Annotated in this window: 15 protein-coding genes; 1 reads left to right on the plus strand and 14 read right to left on the minus strand. The window is 69.5% G+C overall.

The features are described 5' to 3' along the window. Positions 1-68: 68 nt before the first annotated feature. Positions 69-1,976 carry a YhgE/Pip domain-containing protein gene (locus C7H75_RS15685; RefSeq protein WP_069856914.1) on the minus strand — a complete coding sequence of 636 codons (1,908 nt, stop codon included), beginning with the start codon at positions 1,974-1,976 and terminating at the stop codon, positions 69-71. Between the two features lie 140 nt (positions 1,977-2,116). Beyond that, positions 2,117-2,590 carry a VOC family protein gene (locus C7H75_RS15690; RefSeq protein ID WP_022596750.1) on the minus strand — a complete coding sequence of 158 codons (474 nt, stop codon included), beginning with the start codon at positions 2,588-2,590 and terminating at the stop codon, positions 2,117-2,119. Positions 2,591-2,670: 80 nt separating this feature from the next. Between C7H75_RS15690 and C7H75_RS15695 the strand changes: the two genes are divergently transcribed. Continuing rightward, positions 2,671-3,477: an NAD-dependent protein deacetylase gene (locus tag C7H75_RS15695; RefSeq protein WP_394342310.1), complete on the plus strand. Its 807-nt coding sequence runs from the start codon at positions 2,671-2,673 to the stop codon at positions 3,475-3,477. A gap of 8 nt (positions 3,478-3,485) precedes the next feature. Here C7H75_RS15695 and proB read toward each other — a convergent pair whose 3' ends face one another. The 12 genes from proB to C7H75_RS15755 form a co-directional block, all read right to left on the minus strand. After that, positions 3,486-4,586, minus strand: a complete 1,101-nt coding sequence (gene proB / locus C7H75_RS15700; protein WP_005512262.1) for a glutamate 5-kinase — start codon at positions 4,584-4,586, stop codon at positions 3,486-3,488. Continuing rightward, entirely contained in the window at positions 4,583-6,043 is a 1,461-nt protein-coding gene (gene obgE, locus C7H75_RS15705; RefSeq protein WP_106851564.1) for a GTPase ObgE, read from the minus strand. Before obgE ends, proB begins: the two co-directional genes overlap by 4 nt. Before the next feature lie 192 nt (positions 6,044-6,235). Continuing rightward, a complete protein-coding gene (gene rpmA / locus C7H75_RS15710; protein WP_013416501.1) occupies positions 6,236-6,499 on the minus strand; it encodes a 50S ribosomal protein L27 in 264 nt (87 codons plus the stop codon). Positions 6,500-6,550: 51 nt separating this feature from the next. Then, positions 6,551-6,862, minus strand: coding sequence for a 50S ribosomal protein L21 (rplU, locus tag C7H75_RS15715; protein WP_005512259.1), 312 nt, complete (start codon positions 6,860-6,862; stop codon positions 6,551-6,553). 262 nt (positions 6,863-7,124) lie between these two features. Continuing rightward, a complete protein-coding gene (locus C7H75_RS15720) occupies positions 7,125-10,394 on the minus strand; it encodes a translation initiation factor IF-2 N-terminal domain-containing protein (RefSeq protein ID WP_106851565.1) in 3,270 nt (1,089 codons plus the stop codon). Positions 10,395-10,850: 456 nt separating this feature from the next. Then, positions 10,851-11,270, minus strand: a complete 420-nt coding sequence (ndk, locus tag C7H75_RS15725; protein ID WP_005512256.1) for a nucleoside-diphosphate kinase — start codon at positions 11,268-11,270, stop codon at positions 10,851-10,853. Between the two features lie 18 nt (positions 11,271-11,288). After that, positions 11,289-11,690 carry a DUF4233 domain-containing protein gene (locus C7H75_RS15730; protein ID WP_005512255.1) on the minus strand — a complete coding sequence of 134 codons (402 nt, stop codon included), beginning with the start codon at positions 11,688-11,690 and terminating at the stop codon, positions 11,289-11,291. After that, a complete protein-coding gene (gene folC / locus C7H75_RS15735) occupies positions 11,687-13,117 on the minus strand; it encodes a bifunctional tetrahydrofolate synthase/dihydrofolate synthase (RefSeq protein WP_013416503.1) in 1,431 nt (476 codons plus the stop codon). Before folC ends, C7H75_RS15730 begins: the two co-directional genes overlap by 4 nt. Beyond that, positions 13,114-15,774 carry a valine--tRNA ligase gene (locus C7H75_RS15740; RefSeq protein ID WP_106851566.1) on the minus strand — a complete coding sequence of 887 codons (2,661 nt, stop codon included), beginning with the start codon at positions 15,772-15,774 and terminating at the stop codon, positions 13,114-13,116. The genes folC and C7H75_RS15740 overlap by 4 nt, the downstream gene beginning before the upstream one ends. Positions 15,775-15,925: 151 nt before the next feature. Then, positions 15,926-16,537 carry a hypothetical protein gene (locus tag C7H75_RS15745; RefSeq protein WP_106851567.1) on the minus strand — a complete coding sequence of 204 codons (612 nt, stop codon included), beginning with the start codon at positions 16,535-16,537 and terminating at the stop codon, positions 15,926-15,928. Between the two features lie 123 nt (positions 16,538-16,660). After that, positions 16,661-18,700 carry a S9 family peptidase gene (locus C7H75_RS15750; RefSeq protein WP_106851568.1) on the minus strand — a complete coding sequence of 680 codons (2,040 nt, stop codon included), beginning with the start codon at positions 18,698-18,700 and terminating at the stop codon, positions 16,661-16,663. 36 nt (positions 18,701-18,736) lie between these two features. Continuing rightward, entirely contained in the window at positions 18,737-19,339 is a 603-nt protein-coding gene (locus tag C7H75_RS15755) for a GNAT family N-acetyltransferase (RefSeq protein ID WP_005512244.1), read from the minus strand. Between the last annotated feature and the right edge of the window lie 3 nt (positions 19,340-19,342).

Genomic DNA, 19,342 nt, shown 5'->3' on the forward strand with positions numbered 1-19,342 from the left:
CTCCACAACAGTCAGGGCCCGGTCGAACTACTCGACCGGGCCCTGACCGTTGCTGCGGATCGTGCTGATCAGCCGACGCGCTCCATCACGACGGTGGGGTCGTCCATCGGGGGAACGTCGTCCCCGACCGGTTCCTGGCGACGTCGCCACCAGATGGTGAACGCCACGGCGACGACGATCAGCGCGACGAGGCCTGCGACCGCCGTCCAGAACCGCGGCCCGTAGTAGCCGACGAGGACCATCCGCATGGCGTTGCGCGCCCACGTCAGCGGCATCAGTGCGTGCAACCACTGCAGCGGGGCGGGCATCTGCTCGATCGGGTAGACGGCGCCGAAAGCGAAGATCTGGATCATCAACGCCCCCAACGCCACAAAGGTGCCGTTCACCGCACCGAAGACCACCGTGAAGAGCCGTCCCAGCGCCACCGCCGCCGCACCCACGAGGATCATGACAGCGGCGAGGGCCAGAACGCTCGGCGGATCCGCGTCGGCGACGACGAGCGAGACCACCGTCGCCACGAGCGCCGCGACGAGCGTGACGAGCGCCGGCACCCGGTAGCGACGCAGCCCCTCCCGGATCACGTTCTCGTGCACGCGCTGCGGGCTTCCCCGACGCGGACGGACGACGAACCAGATCAGGATGCCGACGAGGAACAACAGCACCGACATCACAGCCGGCACCGCACCAGGCCCGAATCCGGCGGCCGGGTAGGCGTACTTCTCCTCGACGGCGACGGGCGCGGACAGGAGCCCTGCCGTGGTGGCCCGTTCTTCGTCGGTGAACTGGGGAACCTGCGCGGCGCCGTCGGTCAGCCCGGTCGCGAGTTCGTTGCTTCCGCTGTCGAGCTGGCCCATGCCGGTCGACAGCTGCCCCAGTCCGTCCCGCAGCTGGATTCCGCCGGTGTTCAGCTGCCCCAGTCCCGCCGACAATTCGTTCGCGCCGGTGCTCAGCTGGTTCGCTCCCGACGACAGTTCGCCGAGCCCGGTGTTCAGCTCCCCGGCACCCGCAGCCGCCGACATCAGGCCGCCGCGGTAGTCCGCCGACGGATCGGTGAGCTGACGTGCCAGCTCCCGTGCGCCGTCCCGCAGCTCGACGAGCTGGGACTGGATCTCGCCCTGTTCACCGAGGATGCTGAGCAGCGGTCCGGTGACCGTGTCGACGAGCTCGCTGATCTGTTTCGCGCCGGCCCCCAGCTCGTCCGTGCCGCCCACCAGTTGGTTCAGTCCGGCGCTCAGCTCACCCGAGCCCGCCGCAGCCTGGCCGGCGCCGGCCGCGAGTTCCCCGGCACCAGCCGCGAGTTCCTTTCCACCCTGGTTCGCCTCACCGAGTCCCGTCGACAGCTCCTTGCTGCCGGCGTAGAGCTCGTTGGTGCCGGCGAGCGCGTCCTTCGTACCGGCCGACAGCTGCTGCGCGCCGGCCGCCGCCTCGCCGAAGCCCTTGCCTAGGTCACCGAGCCCGATGAGGACCTGATCGACGGACTGCTCACCGATCGACTCCGAGACGGCCGAACGCACCTGCGCGACGACGCTCTCCCCGACCGGTGTGGCGACGAGACTGTTGTAGTCGTTGTAGACGACATCGAGCTGGGCCTTGCGGCCGCTGCCACTCGCGGCGCTGGCGACGTCGGCGCTGAACGTCTCCGGGATCAGGACCGAGAAGTAGTAGGTGCCGTCGTCGACGCCGTCCTGGGCCTGTTGCGCCGAGACGACCTTCCAGTCGACGTCGCCGCTGTCGACCAGACCGGCGACGACGTCGTCGCCCGCGACGATCCGGGTGCCGTCGACCTCGGCGCCCGCGTCTGCGTTGACGATCGCGACGGGCAGACGGCTCACGGTGTCGCCCGGATTCCACAGCGCCCACATGTAGAAGCCGGCGATCGCGAGCGGCGCGATGACGACCAACGCGAGAACTGTGCGGACGACGTGAGCCCGGCGCGTGGACGCGCCGGACTCACCGGACGGGGATGTGGACACCATGAAGAGCTCTCTCGTTGCGCGGACCGAGTGCGGCCGGCGCCCGAACGGCGCCGACGTGGACATATGTCCAATTCGGTCACGATAGAGAGTCAAACCGCTCGCGGTGGCGTTTCCCGCGAAATCGCGGCGTGGTGGCGTCGTCAGGACACCGGATCGGGAAAGAACAACTCGCGTGCCCGCCGCGCCACCTCGGCGGGCGGGACGTCCTCGATGCGGGTGCAGACGGCCCAGCGGTGCCCGAACGGGTCGAGGAACACACCGTGCCGGTCGCCGGAGAACGCGTCGGCCACGGGCGTGACGAGGGTGGCGCCGGCCCGCACCGCGGAGTCGACGAACGCGTCGGTGTCCTCGACGTACACCACCAGCGAGGAGTGCACCCAGCCCTGTTCTGGCGCCTTCAGTCCGAAGTCGGGCATCTCCTGTGACAGCTGGAGCATCGAGTCGCCGATCCGGATCTCGGCGTGCATCACGGTGCCGTCCGGGGCATCCATCCGGTCGACGATCACCGCGCCGAGTCCTCGGACGTAGAAGTCCAGCGCGGCGTGGCCGTCCGGTACCGCCAGGTACGGCGTGAGGGTTCGGTATCCGTCGGGAATCGGGTTCACTGTGGTCATGGCGACCAGTGTCCGACGGCGGACGCCGCGGCCGATTGAACGGATCGGACACGCCTACCCTGGATCGGGTGATCGACCGAATGCTCGAACTGCTCCACGGCCGCCGCGTGTGCGTGCTCACCGGGGCAGGTATCTCCACCGACTCCGGTATCCCCGACTACCGCGGGCCCGATTCGCCGCCACGGAACCCCATGACCTATCAGCAGTTCGTGGGTGATCCCTCGTTCCGCCGGCACTACTGGGCGCGCAACCACCTCGGTTGGCGCTTCATGGACGCCGCCCGCCCCAACACCGGGCATCGCGCCGTCGCCGCACTCGAACGGGCAGGCGTGGTGCACGGCGTCATCACTCAGAACGTCGATCTGCTGCACACCAAGGCCGGTACCCGGCAGGTGATCGACCTGCACGGCAGCTACGCACAGGTGCGGTGCCTGGACTGCGGCGCGCAGACGTCCCGGATGACGCTCGCCGACCGCCTCGATGCCGCCAACCCCGGCTTCGCGGAGACCGTTGCCGCCGCCACGGGTGTCGAGATCGCACCCGACGCGGACGCCGTGATCGAAACCACCGACCACTTCCGGATGGTCGACTGCGAGCAGTGCGGCGGCATGCTCAAGCCCGACATCGTCTACTTCGGCGAGAGCGTGCCGAAACCGCGCGTGACCGCGGCTTTCGAGATGGTTGCCGGCGCCGACGCCCTGCTGGTCGCGGGATCGTCGCTGACCGTGATGTCGGGTCTGCGCTTCGTCCGCCGCGCCGCCCGGGCTGGCCTGCCCATCGTCATCGTCAATCGCGGCGCCACGCGGGGCGACGAGTTCGCCACCCTCAAGATCGAGGACGGCTGCTCGGACGTGCTCGAGTCGCTCGTGTCCGCGCTGCCCGGTTGAACGGACGGCTACAGAGCCACCAGGTCGTCGGCGTGCACGACGGGACGATGCATGTCGGCGGGAAGGTCCGTGGTCGAGTGGCCCAGCATGTCCTCGATCTCCGTCGAGTCGTACGCCACCACGCCGCGCGCGACGGGACGGTCGTCGGGTCCGACGATGGACACCACGTCGCCGCCGTAGAACCGGCCGCCGACGGCGGTGATCCCCGCCGGCAGCAGCGAACGCCGACGCTCGACGACCGCCCGTACGGCGCCCGCGTCGAGGTGCAGCGCGCCCTGCGTGTCCGCAGCGTGCCTGACCCAGAACTTGCGGGCCGACATCCGGTGCGGCCGGGCCGCGAACACGGTGCCGACGTCGGCGGTGGTCAGTGCCGTCGCGGCGTCCGATGCCGCGGTCAACAGCACCGGCACACCCGAGTCGGCCGCCAGCCGGGCCGCCGACAGCTTGGACGCCATCCCGCCCGTACCCAATGCTCCGCCTGACCCGGCGACCACACCGTCGAGGTCCTCGGGGCTGTTGACCTCCGGAATCAGTGTGGCGCCGCCTTTTCGGGGGTCGCCGTCGTAGAGGCCGTCGACGTCCGAGAGCAGCACCAGGGCGTCCGCCCCGACCAGGTGCGCGACGAGTGCCGCGAGCCGATCGTTGTCGCCGAACCGCAGTTCCGTCGTCGCGACCGTGTCGTTCTCGTTGACGATCGCGACCGCGTGCAGGGCCCGCAGTCGGTCGAGGGTGCGCTGCGCGTTGCGGTGCTGGGTACGGCGGGCGATGTCGTCGGCAGTGAGCAACACCTGTCCGACAGTGCGCCCGTATCGTGCGAACGACGTGCCCCACGCATGCGCCAAGGCCAGCTGACCGACGCTGGCGGCCGCCTGTTTCGTCGCGAGATCCCTTGGGCGGTGCGTCAATCCGAGCGGAGCCAGGCCCGCTCCCACAGCGCCCGACGACACCACGACGACGTCCGACCCGGCCCGCATCCGCGCCTCCAGCGCGTCCGCGAGCAGGTTCAGCCGTCCGACGTCGAGTCCGCCGATCAGGCTCGTGAGTGCCGAGGATCCGATCTTGACGACGATGCTGCGCGCGGACGCGATGGCCGCTCTGGTCTCGCTCACCGGTTCTCGGGATCCTCGCTCTCGAGTCCCCGGCGGACCCGGCGGGCGTGCTTGCGCTCGGCAGCACCGATGCGCTCGTCCTGGTCGAGACGCGCGTCGGTGCCGCGTCCGGTACGGATGATGTCGACACCAGCCGCGGTCTGCGGCTCCCACTCGAATCCGACGTCACCGATGGTGACGAACGCGCCCGGTTCGGCGCCGTGCTTGACCAACGCGTCCTCGACGCCGAGACGGGCAAGACGGTCCGCGAGGTAGCCGACGGCCTCGTCGTTGTCGAACGCCGTCTGGCGCACCCAGCGCTCAGGCTGAGTGCCCCGCACGATGAATCCACCCGGTGTGTCCGGATCGGCGATGACGTCGAAGCCGGTCTCCTTGGCCGCGATCGGTCGGATCACCTGACGCTTCGGCTCCGCCGGCGGATGCGCCTCGCGGTACTCGGCCACCATCTTGGCGAGCGCAAAGGTCAAGGGCCGCAGACCCTCCCGGCTGACGGCCGAGATCGTGAACACCGGCCAACCGCGCGCCTCGAAGTCCGGCGTCACCATCTCGGCGAGCTCGGCCGCCTCGGGTACGTCGGCCTTGTTGAGGATCACGATGCGCGGACGGTCGGCGAGATCGCCCAGTCCGGCATCGCCCTTGAGCGCGGGCTGGTACGCCGCCAGCTCCGTCTCGAGGGCGTCGACGTCGGAGATCGGGTCGCGTCCGGGCTCGAGCGTCGCACAGTCGACGACGTGCGCGAGCACCGCGCAGCGCTCCAGGTGGCGCAGGAAGTCCAGACCCAGACCGCGTCCCTCACTGGCGCCGGGGATCAGGCCCGGGACGTCGGCGACGGTGAACGTCGTGTCGCCACTCGACACCACACCCAGGTTGGGCTGCAGAGTCGTGAAGGGGTAGTCACCGATCTTCGGCTTCGCGGCCGACAGCACCGACACGAGCGACGACTTGCCGGCGGACGGGAATCCGACGAGGCCGACGTCGGCGACCGACTTGAGTTCGAGGATCAGGTCGCCCGACTCGCCGTCCTCGCCGAGCAGCGCGAAACCGGGAGCCTTGCGCGCCTTGGACGCCAACGACGCGTTGCCGAGACCACCGCGACCACCGCGCGCCGCGACGAAACGGGTACCGATACCGACCAGGTCGGCGAGGACCTCGCCGTCCTTGTCGACCACGACGGTGCCGTCCGGCACCTTGAGGATCAGGTCCGAGCCGTTGGCACCTTCACGGTTGCCACCCATGCCCTGGGTGCCGTTGGTCGCCTTGGCGCGCGGATGGAAGTGGAAGTCGAGGAGGGTGTGGACGTTGCGGTCCACCTCGAGCACGACATCTCCGCCGCGACCACCGTTGCCACCGTCGGGGCCGCCGAGCGGCTTGAACTTCTCGCGGTGGACGGAGGCGCAACCATTGCCGCCTTTTCCGGCGCTGACGTGCAGCACCACGCGGTCAATGAATCGGGACATGACTGCCGGATCCTTCCTCAGTCAATTCTTCGGGCGGAGAGGGCGGCGCGCCGAGCGCACCGTTCTGGAAACAACAATAGGGGCGGGCAGGGTTGTGAGACCCTGGCCCGCCCCTATTGGGAGATCGGATGTGATGTCGGACTCGTCAGTGCATCGACACGACCGCAGTCCGGATCACAGTTGGCAGCAGGCTCAGGCCTCTGCCGCGACCGGAACGATGTTCACGGTCTTGCGCCCACGCTTGGTGCCGAACTCGACGGCGCCCGCAGCGAGAGCGAACAGGGTGTCGTCACCGCCACGGCCGACGTTCACGCCGGGGTGGAAGTGGGTGCCGCGCTGACGCACGAGGATCTCGCCGGCGCTGACGGACTGGCCGCCGAAGCGCTTCACGCCGAGTCGCTGTGCGTTTGAATCGCGACCGTTACGGGAGCTGGATGCACCCTTCTTATGTGCCATGTCGAATCCCTCCCAGGAATCGGTGAAAGCTGAATCGGTGAAAAGGTCGAGCTACTTGATGCCGGTGACCTTGAGGACCGTCAGCTTCTGACGGTGACCCTGGCGCTTGTGGTAGCCGGTCTTGTTCTTGAACTTGTGGATCCGGATCTTCGGGCCCTTGGTGTGCTCGACGACCTCACCGGTCACGGAGATCTTCGCCAGCTTGTCGGCGTCGGTGGTCAGCTCGGACCCATCGACCACGAGGACCGGGGCAAGCGAGACAGCGGTGCCGGGCTCACCCTCGATCTTCTCGACCTTGACGAGGTCACCAACAGCGACCTTGTACTGCTTTCCGCCGGTCTTGACGATCGCGTACGTTGCCATCGGACGGCTACCCCTTGCTACTTCGAACGTGCTCGCGCCGCTGCCGTGAGGCTTTCGTTGCTGCGCGACTGGTCTGGTGTGGCAGCTACCCCTTGCGCGCCCGTGGTAGGCCCGAAGCGGGCGCAGCAGAGCGGTATCGCCGGGTAGCGACCGGTCAAGATTACGGGACAGTGGCCGTCAGGGTCAAACTGACGCAACACCGTTCCCGCTGTGGTGCTTCACCGCCCGAAGTCGACGGAGCGGTGAAGCACCACGGGACGAATCAGGCGTCGGCGTCCACCGGAGGACCGGCGGGACGTGCGGCGGCACGGCGACGACGCGGCTTGCGTGGAGCGACTGCAGGCTCGGCGGGAGCCTCGCCATCGGGCGACGACGTGCCCTCCGCTGCCTCGGGCGCCGGCTCGGATGCCGCCGGGACTTCGGCCGTCGGAGCGGGCTCCGTGGCGGACATCACGAACACCGTCCCCGACTCGGGGCTGTCCGCCGCCGGTGCGGCCGCCTCGCGGGAGACCCGTCGGCTCCGTCGACGGCGCGGCGCCGCCTCCGGTTCGGGTGCGGACTCGGACGTCGGTTCCGCCGTCGCCTGCGGCTCGGGTGTTGCCTCCGGCTCCGTCCGCGGCGTCTCGACCGTGTCCGGCTGCGCGACGTCGGCCGGCGAGGTCTGCGTGGCGTCCTCGGCCGCCGGCGCTGCTTCCTCGGACGGCGGCGCTGCTTCCTCGGCCGCCGGCCCGCCGGACGGATCGTGGTCGGGGTGGTGCGACGCCATCGCGAGCGCGACCGGGTGGGCACGCTTGACGGTCGCGTCGGCGGCCGCCTCCTCGGCGGACGGGTGCGCGTGCTGACCGTTGGACTCCGGTTCGGGCGTCGGTGCCGGCGTCGCCGCCGCCGCGCGATCGCGGCCACGCTTCTTGCGGCCACCACCGCCCGACTCCTTGCCCTGCCCCTGGCCGCGGCCACCGTCGTCGGACGACTTCGTCTCCACCGGCTCGGTGTGGACGATGATGCCGCGCCCGTGGCAGTGCTCGCACGTGGTCGAGAACGCTTCGACCAGCCCGGTGCCGAGCTTCTTGCGCGTGACCTGGACCAGGCCCAGCGACGTCACCTCGGACACCTGGTGGCGGGTGCGGTCCCGGCCCAGCGACTCGGTGAGTCGGCGCAGCACCAGATCGCGGTTCGACTCGAGCACCATGTCGATGAAGTCGATGACGATCATGCCGCCGATGTCGCGCAGGCGCATCTGCCGCACGATCTCCTCGGCAGCCTCGAGGTTGTTCCGCGTGACGGTCTCCTCGAGGTTGCCGCCGGCACCGGTGAACTTGCCGGTGTTGACGTCGACCACGGTCATCGCCTCGGTGCGGTCGATCACCAGCGTGCCACCGGAAGGCAGCCAGACTTTCCGATCGAGTGCCTTCGCGAGCTGCTCGTCGATGCGGTGGGTCTCGAAGACGTCCGGGGTGCCCGGCGCGGGATCGTGCCGCTCGACGCGCGGCAGCAGGTCCGGCGCCACCGTCTTGATGTAGGTCTCGACGGTGTTCCAGGCCTTCTCGCCCTCGATCACCAGCTTCGAGAAGTCCTCGTTGAACAGGTCACGCACAACCTTGACGAGGAGGTCGGGCTCCTCGTACAGCGCCTGCGGCGAACCGGACTTGCCGTCCTTCGCCTTCGCGGCCTGCTCCTCGATCGTCGCCCACTGCGTCTGCAGACGGGTGACGTCGCGGGACAGTTCCTCCTCGCTGACGCCCTCGGACGCCGTCCGGATGATCACACCGGCGTCGGCCGGCACGATCTCGCGGAGAATCTCCTTGAGACGCTTGCGCTCGGTGTCGGGCAGCTTTCGGCTGATGCCGGTGGACGTTCCGCCGGGCACGTACACGAGGAACCGTCCGGCCAGGCTGATCTGCGTGGTCAGGCGGGCGCCCTTGTGCCCCACCGGGTCCTTGCTGACCTGCACCAGCACCTGATCGCCGGGCTTGAGCGCCTGCTCGATCTTGCGCTCGCGCCCACCGAGACCGGCGGCCTCCCAGTTGACCTCGCCCGCGTACAGGACGCCGTTGCGTCCGCGGCCGATGTCGATGAAGGCGGCCTCCATGCTGGGCAGCACGTTCTGCACACGACCCAGGTAGACGTTTCCGACCATCGACGTGGAGGACGACCCGGTGACGAAGTGCTCCACGAGCACGCCGTCCTCGAGGACCGCGACCTGCGTCGACGCTGCCGGGTTGGCACCACCGACCTTCTCGCGGACGACCATGACCCGGTCGACCGCCTCGCGGCGGGCCAGGAACTCCGACTCGCTCAGGATCGGCGGGCGACGACGTCCGGCGTCCCGACCGTCGCGGCGACGCTGACGCTTCGCCTCGAGTCGGGTGGATCCGCTGATCCCCTGCACCTCGTCCTTGGTCCGCGGCTTGTTTCGCGGCTCACGCTCGTGCACGACGGTGTTCGGCGGATCGTCCTCGGAGGCGACCTCACCGTCGGCGCCGCCGCGACGGCGACGACGACGGCGCCGACGACGGCTCGAGCCGTCACCCTCGTCGTCGGACTCCGACGCCTCGCCCTCGGATGCCTCGGTACTCTCGGTACCGGCCTCGGCTGCCGTGTCGTCGGCGTTCTTGCCGGTCGATTCGGCGGCTTCCGAGGCGGTCTCCTCGGTCTTGTCGGTGTCCTCGGTCTCGCCCTCGGCGTGCTGCTCGCCGCGCCCACGGCCGCGGCCGCGACGGCCCCGGCGACGGCGACGCTGCTGATCGCCGCTCTCGGTATCGGTCGACTCCCCGGCGTCGGACGAGGCGGACGACTCCGACGACTCCGAGGAGTCTGCGGTGGCCTCGGTGTCGGTCGCCTCGGCCGAAGCCTTGTCGGCGGCCGGCTCCGCGGCGGACGCCACCTTCTCCGGCTGCGGCTCCTCGGTCACCTCGGGGGCTGCCGCGGCCCGACGGCTGCGCCGACGACGCGGAGCAGGCTCCGCTGCCGCGGCGTCGGGCTGCAGGAACAACGGTGCCTGCACTACCGCAGGAGCGGCGGCCTCTTCCTTCTCGGCGGCGGGCTCGGCGTCCGTGAAGAGCGTTTCGCCCACGCCGGAGGTCTCTGCCGACTCCTCCGCCGTCGTGGGCGACGGGGCGGACTCGGCCGGCTTCTCGGCCTTGGGGGCAGCCTTCTTGCGGGCCCGCTTACGGGGCGCCGGCTTCTCGGCCGGCGGGGTCTCCTCGGGGGCTACCTGCTCGGCGGCTTCTGGCTCGGTGGCTTCTGGCTCGGTGGCGGCGACCGGTGCGGTCACCTGCTCGGCCCCGGCAGCAGTCCCCGTCACGGTGGCGTGGATACGCTCCGCGATCTCACGGGTCAGACTCGACTGCGCGCTGCGCAGCTCGGTGCCGAGTGCGGCGGCCTCGGCGAGGACCTGCTTGCTCGTCACACCGAGAAGCTTGGCCAACGCGTGGGCGCGGATCTTCTCGGGCAGTGCCGGGGTGGCACTCGCTTGGACCGACGCTTCCACGATCGGTTCCTGCACGTTTTCGGGCGGCGCTTGATCGGCCACGTATTCTCCTCGAGCCCCCGGGCGCGTCCATCCGTCTGTCTGTCGAATGTGACGCGGCCGCGCGGGGGCGATGGTTGTGTACTCGTACCTCGGGCACGAGATTGTCTGGTCTCGCTCCACGTACTCCACAGTGTCCGTTATCACTGCAGAATCGCGCGGTGCCTGGCTGGATGGCGGCGATCCACGGCGCATGCGCCTGACCGATCACGGCCCGAGCGCCTGCTCATCCAGCGTGCCTCACGTGACAGGGATTACCTGTACTGATGTGGCAGCGATGACGGGCTTCGTTCCGTGGGTGTCATCCGGCCGAATCCGCGTGGAACCAAATTGCGGTCCGGCCTCCCCCAGTATCCCACACGGCAGCGGTTTGTCCGCCCAGCGGCGCACCGATAGGTGCCGAAACGAAGGGACGCTCCGCGGGCACGAAAGCCCGGGAGCGTCCTGAGGTAGAGGGTGTCAGACCCGTGCGAGCTGCGGAAACCAGAGCGCGATCTCCCGCTCGGCGGATTCCACGGAGTCGGATCCGTGGACCAGATTCTGTCCGCCGTCCAGCGCGAGATCGGCACGAATGGTGCCGGGAACAGCCTTCTCGACGGGGTCGGTGCCGCCGGCGATCTGGCGGAACGCCGCGATCGCCCGCGGACCTTCGAGAACCGCCGCCACGAGCGGACCCGAGGTGATGAACTCGAGCAGCCCCGGGTAGAAGGGCTTGCCCTCGTGCTCGGCGTAGTGCGTGGCGGCCACGTCGTTCGGCGCGGTCCGCATCTCCATCGCCGCAATGGTCAGGCCCTTGCGTTCGATGCGGGAGAGGATCTCGCCGACGTAGCCGCGGGCCACGCCGTCGGGCTTGATCAGTACCAGGGTGCGCTCAGTCACGGCGAACAGCCTAGACGGTCAGTCTCGTTGTCCCGGCAGCAGACCCCGCGCGATGCGCTCGGAGATGTCCTTGCGCAGGTACACGATGTACAGCCAGACCGCGCCGAAGAGCACACCGATAACACCGAGCGAGATGTCGATGAAGAAGCCGAGGATCGTCGCAACCTGCAGCGTCAGGTTGAACTTCATCGCCCACGGCTTCCCCTGTACGCCCGCGCCCAGGATCATGAGCAGTGCCAGCACGCAGATGTAGAGGCCCGAGGCCCACGTCAGGCCCGTCGAGTTCACGACCGCCACGACCGGCAGCGCCAGCAGCACGACGATGGCCTCGAGGATGAGGGTCCCGGCCATCACGCCGCGGAACCCCTTCCACGGATCGTTCACCGGGGCACGGAACTCGGGTTCCGGGTTGTCGCTCACGCGGGGTCCTTTCCGAACAGGGATCGGGCGACGCCGGCGGTCACGACGGACCCGGTGACGACGACACCCGCTCCCGATACTGCCTCACCTGGTTCGGCGACCTCCTCGGCCAACCCGATCGCGGTCTCGAGGGCGTCCGGCAGGGTGGACGCCACCACGACACGTTCGTCGCCGAACCGCGCGACTGCACGGTTGGCGAGATCCTCGACATCCATCGCGCGCGGCGACCCGTTGTGGGTCACGACGATCTCGTCGAACACCGGCTCGAGGGCCGACAGGATCCCGTCGACGTCCTTGTCACCCATGACGCTCACGACGCCGACGAGCTTGCGGAAGTCGAACTCCGCCGACAAGGCGGCCGCGAGTGCCTGTGCGCCGTGCGGATTGTGCGCGGCGTCCAGGAACACCGTCGGCGCGTTACGGACCCGCTCGAGCCGTCCGGGATTGACGACCGACGCGAAGCCCGCGCGGATCGCGTCCGCGTCGAGCTGCCGGTCCGGGCCGGCACCGAAGAACGCCTCCACCGCGGCGAGGGCGAGCGACGCATTGCGCGCCTGGTGCTCGCCGTGCAGCGGCAGGAAGATGTCCTCGTACACGCCGCCGAGTCCCTGCAGCTCGAGTTGCTGGCCGCCGATCGCGATCTGTCGGCGCAGAACCCGGAACTCGGATCCCTCGCGGGCGACGGCCGCGTCGACCTCGACGGCCCGCCGCAGCAGGACGTCCATGACCTCGGGGGCCTGCTCGGCGATGATGGCGACGGTGTCGACCGGCGCGACACCCTCGACGCCGCTCTCGCGGCCCTTCTTGATGATTCCGGCCTTCTCCCCCGCGATCGACGCGAGATCGGGGCCGAGGTAGTCCATGTGGTCCAGGCCGATCGGGGTGATCACCGCGACCTGCGCGTCGATGACGTTGGTCGCATCCCACTTGCCACCCAGCCCGGTCTCGACGACCGCGACGTCCACGGGCGCCTCGGCGAAGGCCGCGTACGCCATCGCGGTGGTGACCTCGAACTTGCTCATCGCGGGGCCGCCGGCAGCCTCGGACTGCTGGTCGATCATCCGGATGTACGGCTCGATCTCCCGGTAGGTGTCGACATAGGTGCGGACCGAGATCGGGGACCCGTCGATGCTGATCCGTTCCGTCGCCAGCTGCAGGTGCGGGCTGGTGGTCCGGCCGGTCCGACGATGCAGGTGCGTCATCAGCGCGTCGATCATCCGCGTCACCGACGTCTTGCCGTTGGTGCCGGCGACGTGGATGGCCGGATAGCTGTGCTGCGGCGAGCCGAGCAGGTCCATCAGCGCGGAGATCCGGGTCAGCGACGGCTCGATCTTGGTCTCGGGCCACCGCTGGTCCAGCTCAGCCTCGACGAGCGCGAGTTCGGCGAGGTCGACCGGGTCGGGTGCGCCCGGACGTTCGGTACTCACGCTCCGCCCAGCTCCTTCAGACGTGCCGACATGCGTGCGATCTCCTCCTGGGCCACCTGCCGGCGGGCGCGGATCTTGTCGACGACCGCGTCGGGCGCCTTGGCGAGGAACGCTTCGTTCGACAGCTTGGCAGTGGTGCCGGCGAGCTCCTTCTCGGCGACCGCGAGGTCCTTCTCGAGACGCTTCTTCTCCGCCCCGAGATCCACGGCGCCCGACGTGTCCAGCTCGACGGTGACGGTGGCCTTGCTCAGTCGCACCTCGACGGACGCGGTGGCCGCGAACGTCTCGGTGGGCTCGGTCAGCTTCGCGAGGAACGCGACCGACGCCAGCTGCGACTCGATGTCGGCCTCGGCGGCACCGGTCAGGCGCGCGGCCACCTTCTGCGACGGCTTGAGTCCCTGGTCGCTGCGGAAGCGGCGCACCTCGGTGACGAGACGCTGCATGTCCTCGACCCGCTGCGCGGCAACGGGATCCGTCGCGATGCCGGTCGCGACCGGCCAGTCGGCGACGACCACGGACTCGCCGCCGGTGAGCACCTTCCAGAGCGTCTCGGTGACGAACGGGATCACCGGGTGCAGCATCCGCAGCAGCGTGTCGAGGACGTTGCCCAGCACGGCCTTCGTACCGTCGGTGTACACGCTGCCCTCGGCGAGCTGCGGCTTGGCGAGTTCGAGGTACCAGTCGCACACCTCGTCCCACGCGAAGTGGTAGAGCGCCTCGCAGGCCTTGGAGAACTCGAACTTCTCGAACGCCTCGTCGACCTCGCCGCGGACCTGCTCGAGCCGGTCGAGGATCCAGCGGTCGGCGTCGGTGAGCGCGTCGCGGGCCGGCAGGTCGGCAACGACCGCACCGTTCATGAGCGCGAACTTGGTGGCGTTGAACAGCTTGTTCGCGAAGTTGCGCGACGACTGCGCGTGGTCCTCGCCGACGGCCAGGTCGCTGCCCGGGTTCGCACCGCGGGCCAGCGTGAAGCGCAGCGCGTCGGCGCCGAAGCGGTCCACCCAGTCGAGCGGGTCGATGCCGTTGCCGCGCGACTTCGACATCTTCTTGCCGAACTGGTCGCGCACCAGGCCGTGCAGGAACAGGTCCTTGAACGGGACCTTGCCGCCCTGCACCGCGTCGTCGCCGGCGACGTACGTGCCGAACATCATCATCCGGGCCACCCAGAAGAACAGGATGTCGTAGCCGGTGACGAGAACGCTTGTCGGATAGAACTTCTCGATCTCGGCGGTCTTCTCGGGCCAGCCCATCGTGGAGAACGGCCACAGCCCGGACGAGAACCAGGTGTCGAGGACGTCGGGGTCCTGCTCCCAGCCCTCGGGTGCGGTCTCGTCCGGGCCGAAGCACTGCACCTCACCGTTCGGGCCGTACCAGATCGGGATGCGGTGGCCCCACCACAGCTGACGCGAGATGCACCAGTCGTGCATGTTGTCGACCCACGCGAACCAGCGAGGCTCCTGGCTGGCCGGGTGGATGACGGTGTCGCCGCCACGGACCGCGTCGCCCGCGGCTTTGGCCAGCGCGTCGACCTTGACCCACCACTGCATCGACAGCCGCGGTTCGATGGTCTCCCCGGAGCGCTCGGAGTGTCCGACGCTGTGCACGTACGGACGCTTCTCGGCGACGACGCGGCCCTGCTCGGCGAGCGCCTCGCGCACCTTGACGCGGGCCTCGAAGCGGTCCATGCCGTCGAACTGCGTTCCGGTGTCGGCGATCTTGCCGGTCTTGTCCATGATGGTGGGCATCGGCAGGTTGTGCCGCAGGCCCATCTCGAAGTCGTTGGGGTCGTGCGCCGGGGTGATCTTCACGGCGCCCGTGCCGAACGCGGGATCGACGTAGTCGTCCGCGATGATCGGAATCTGCCGACCCGTGAACGGGTGCTCGAGCGTGGTGCCGATCAGGTCCTTGTAGCGCTCGTCGTCGGGGTGGACGGCGACGGCGGTGTCACCGAGCATCGTCTCGACGCGGGTGGTGGCGACGATGACGTGCGGCTCGTCGTCGCTGAGGGAGCCGTAGCGCAGCGAGACGAGCTCACCCTCGACCTCCTCGAACTTCACCTCGATGTCGGAGATCGCGGTCTGCAGCACCGGCGACCAGTTGACCAGCCGCTCGGCGCGGTAGATCAGGCCGTCGTCGTAGAGGCGCTTGAAGATCGTCTGGACGGCGCGGGAGAGCCCCTCGTCCATGGTGAACCGGTCGCGGCTCCAGTCGACGCCGTCGCCGATGCGCCGCATCTGGCCCTGGATCGTGCCGCCGGACTCGCGCTTCCAGTCCCACACCTTCTCGATGAAGGCCTCGCGGCCGAAGTCTTCCTTCTTCTTGCCGTCGGCCGCGAGCTGCTTCTCGACGATGGTCTGCGTCGCGATACCGGCGTGGTCCATGCCGGGCAGCCACAGCACCTCGAACCCCTGCATCCGCTTGCGGCGGCACAGCGCGTCCATCAGGGTGTGGTCGAGGGCGTGTCCCATGTGCAGCGAGCCGGTCACGTTCGGCGGGGGAAGCACGATCGAGTAGCCGGGCTTGTCGCTCGTCGCGTCGGCGGTGAAGTAACCGGCGTCCACCCAGCCCTGATACAAGTCGGCCTCTACCGCGCTGGGGTCCCAGCTCTTGGGGAGGGCGTCTGCGGGGTTCTGGGGAGTCTCTGGCGCACTGGTCACCCCCCAATCGTAATCAGTGACGGCGAATCGCCCGGACCCGGCTCGCCACCCCCGCCACCGCCCCCGCCACCCCTCGCCCCTCCCCTCGCGTTTCGCGCACTTGTCGCGTGATTTCGGGGATCGCAAGCGCGACAAGTGCGCAAAACGCGGATCAGAAGCGCTGGACGAACGCGTACCAGTCCCCCTCGATGTGCCGATACCCGATGTCCCCGTCGCGGCGGGGCTCGCCGAGGTAGGGCCGCTCACCCGGCAAATAGGCGACACCCACGAAGTCGACCAGCCCGCCCTCGACAGTGAACCGGCACCCGCGATCTCCGACGCGTTGGACCGAATGCACCCGGTACACACCGATCCGTTGGGATCGGACATCGGTAGCGTCGGCCGGATCCGCGCACGCGATCGCTGCCCGCTGCAGGTCGTCCTTCGAAACCCACCACCCGAATCGCCCCGGCAACTCGGCGGCCGCCAGCCCGACGGTGACCAGCACGATGACCGGCGCGACGAGCGTGACGCCGCGCCAGCCGTAGCGGATCGAACCGAACACGACCGCGGCCAGCCACACGACGCCGACGATGATCAGGGCTCCCCATGCCAGCACGTACAGCGGGTAGAACACGACGGGCGGCACCAAGCTCCACAGCACGACCAGACATGCCGCAGCGGCGAGAAGTGGAATCACCAAGCCGACCGTCAGACGCCACCACAACGACGCCGGCCGCCGGGCAGGCCTTCCCTCACCGACCTCCGGACGCGTGTCGTCCATCCCCCCCACATCCCCTCGCGTTTTGCGCACTTGTCGCGACATGCCGATAGCCAAAAGTAGCGATAAGTGCGCAAAACGCGGGGAGAGTGGGGTGCAGGGCGGGCCCGGGGGGCGGAGAGTCGGTCAGCCGAGAACGTCGGGGAGCGGGACGTCCTCCTCGAGGACGTGCTCGGCGAGGAAGGACTCGACCACCTGGTACCAGACCTTGGCGTGCTGGGGGCTGAGCACCCAGTGGTTCTCGTCGGGGAAGTAGAGGAAGCGGTGGTCGGTCTTGCCCTCGGCGTCCGCGGGCAGCCCCGATTCGGACAGCAGCTCGTACCAGAGGCGCAATCCCTCGCCGATCGGCACGCGGTAGTCCTTGTCGCCGTGGATCACCAGCATCGGGGTGACGATGTCGGCGACTGCCAGGTGCGGCGAGTTCTCGAACGCCATCTCGGGGGTCATCTCGCGGGCCCAGTACCAGGCGGCGTCGGTGGTGGGGGCGAACTGGTCGAGCGCCCACAGGCTCGCGTGCGTGACGATCGCCTGGAACCGGTCGGTGTGCCCGGCGATCCAGTTGGCCATGTAGCCGCCGAAGGAGCCGCCCATCGCGGCGGTGCGCTTCGCGTCGATCTCGGGCAGCGCGACGGCCGCGTCGGTGATCGCCATCAGATCGGTGAACGGCGCCTTGCCCCACTGACCCCAGCCGCGCTGGACGAAATCCTGACCGTAGCCCGTCGACAACGCCGGATCGGGCAGCAGCACCGCGTAGCCCTTCGCCACCAGCAGCCACGGGTTCCATCGCCACGACCATGTGTTCCACGAGTTCAACGGTCCGCCGTGCACCCACAGCACGAGCGGCGCCGGCGCGTCGGCCGACGCGGACTCCGGTAGGGCCAGCCACGCGCGCAGCGGAGTGCCGTCGTCGGCCTGGCCGACGACCTCGGTGAGCCGCCCCGGCAGCCGCGGCGGCTCCGACGGGGCACGTAGTTCCGTGACGGTGCCCGCGTCGACCCCGGTGAGGGCGATCCGGACCGGGTGCGGCGGGCGCGCGTACGACGCCCGCAGCGCGTACACCGCCGAGCCGTCCGGGGCGACTTGCAGATCGGAGTAGGCGGCGTCGTCGGTGGTCAACGGCGCCGGGGTGCCGTCGCCGCGCAGCACGAAGACGGGGCCGCGGCCTCGCTCGTCGGCGGTGAGCAGCACACCGGCGGAGTCCGGGAGCCACACGGCCGAGGTGGGCCAGCGATCCCAGCCCGACGCGAGGTCCACGACGCGGGCGTCCTCGAAGTCGAAGCGGTGCAGCGTGATCCGCGGCGCCTGTTCGGCATCGCCGTACGACTCACGCAGGTACACGACGCTCGAAGCGTCGGGCGAGATCACCGGCCGCGACAGGTCCGCGCCGTCGTCGTCGACGATCGTGGTCCGCTCCCCCGTCGCCGCATCGATGCGCACCAGCACGGTGCGCATCGAGCCGAGAACGCCCGGCAGCGACCACGTGCTCACGACGAACGAGCCGTCGGGAGCCAGGTCGTAGTCGGCCTCGCGCAGCGCGATGCCGGGGGTCGGGGTGAGGTCGTCGAGCGAGATCTCGCCGTCGACGTCCGTCGTCCCGGCGAGCAGGTGCGGGACGTCCGGACCGAGGTCGTGATCCCAGTGTCGGACCGGGTATCCGGTGTGCAGGATCGCCTTGACCTTCTTGTCCTTGCGCTCGCCGCGGATCCGCTCGTCGTCCTCGACGGTGGCAGCCAGCGCGGACGTGGACACCACCACGCGCGGGGCCGAGCGTGCCGCGCGGACACCGGAGATTCCGCCGCCGCGGCAGGCCACACGGGATGCCTCGCCGCCGTCGGCCGGAAGCCGCCACAACCCATTCGGTGCGTCGTCCGCCGCGCCGGGTACGGGCCGCGACGCCGTGAACAGCAGGTCGCCGGTGCTGGTGAACGCCGCGCCCCCTTCGCCTTCGACTCCCCAGGTGATCCTGCGGGCGGACCGGTCACCGGCGGGGTCGATCTCCCACAGCGCCGACACGTACTTGGTCTCGTCGGCGTCGAGGACTGCCTGCGAGATAACGAGACGCGAGCCGTCCGGGGACAACACCAGTCCGGACAGCCGGGCCAGTGCCAGATAGTCGTCGAGGTCGTCGAACGGTGTGCCGAGCGGGGTCTGCGGGGTGGAGGTCACCCCTGATTGGTACCACTGATCGGTACGCCACCGAAGTCAGCGTGGATCGCGCCACATCTTCCACAGCGTCGGACCGCCGTTCGGGATCACGATCTCGCCGGTGACCTCGAACCCGAATCGTTCGTAGTACGGGATGTTGGCGTGCTTACTGGACTCGAGATAGGCCGGGGCCCCCTCGGCGTCACAACGCGACAACCGGGAGTTGAGCAGCGCCTTGCCGTAGCCGCCGCCGCGCCCGGCCGACGACGTCCCGATCGTCGACAGGTACCAGTGCGGCGCGGTGGGGTGGGCGGACTCGAGCGCGTGCGAGACCTCGGCGCCGACGCGGAGTTTGCCACCGAGGGCGCGGACGACGGCGGGCAGGCTGCGCAGCGAATCGAAACTCGACTGCTTCCATCGGCCCGGCGGATCCCAGAGCGCGCCCCCGACGATCGTGCCGTCGGGCGTCTCCGCCAGTTCCGCTCCGCCACCGGCGAGGTGGTGGTAGCGGGTCTCCGCCGCGAACAGACGCGCCATCCCGGTGGGACGTTTCGCGTCGTTCGGGAACATCCAGCACATGACGGGGTCGTCGTCGAACGCTTCCGCGAGAGCGCGCGACAGCGCCGGAATGTCTGCTCGGGTCACTGGCCTCACGCCCATGAC

Origin of the sequence: Rhodococcus (subgen. Prescottella) equi, assembly GCF_003013675.1 — a bacterium.
GTDB lineage: Bacteria > Actinomycetota > Actinomycetes > Mycobacteriales > Mycobacteriaceae > Prescottella > Prescottella equi.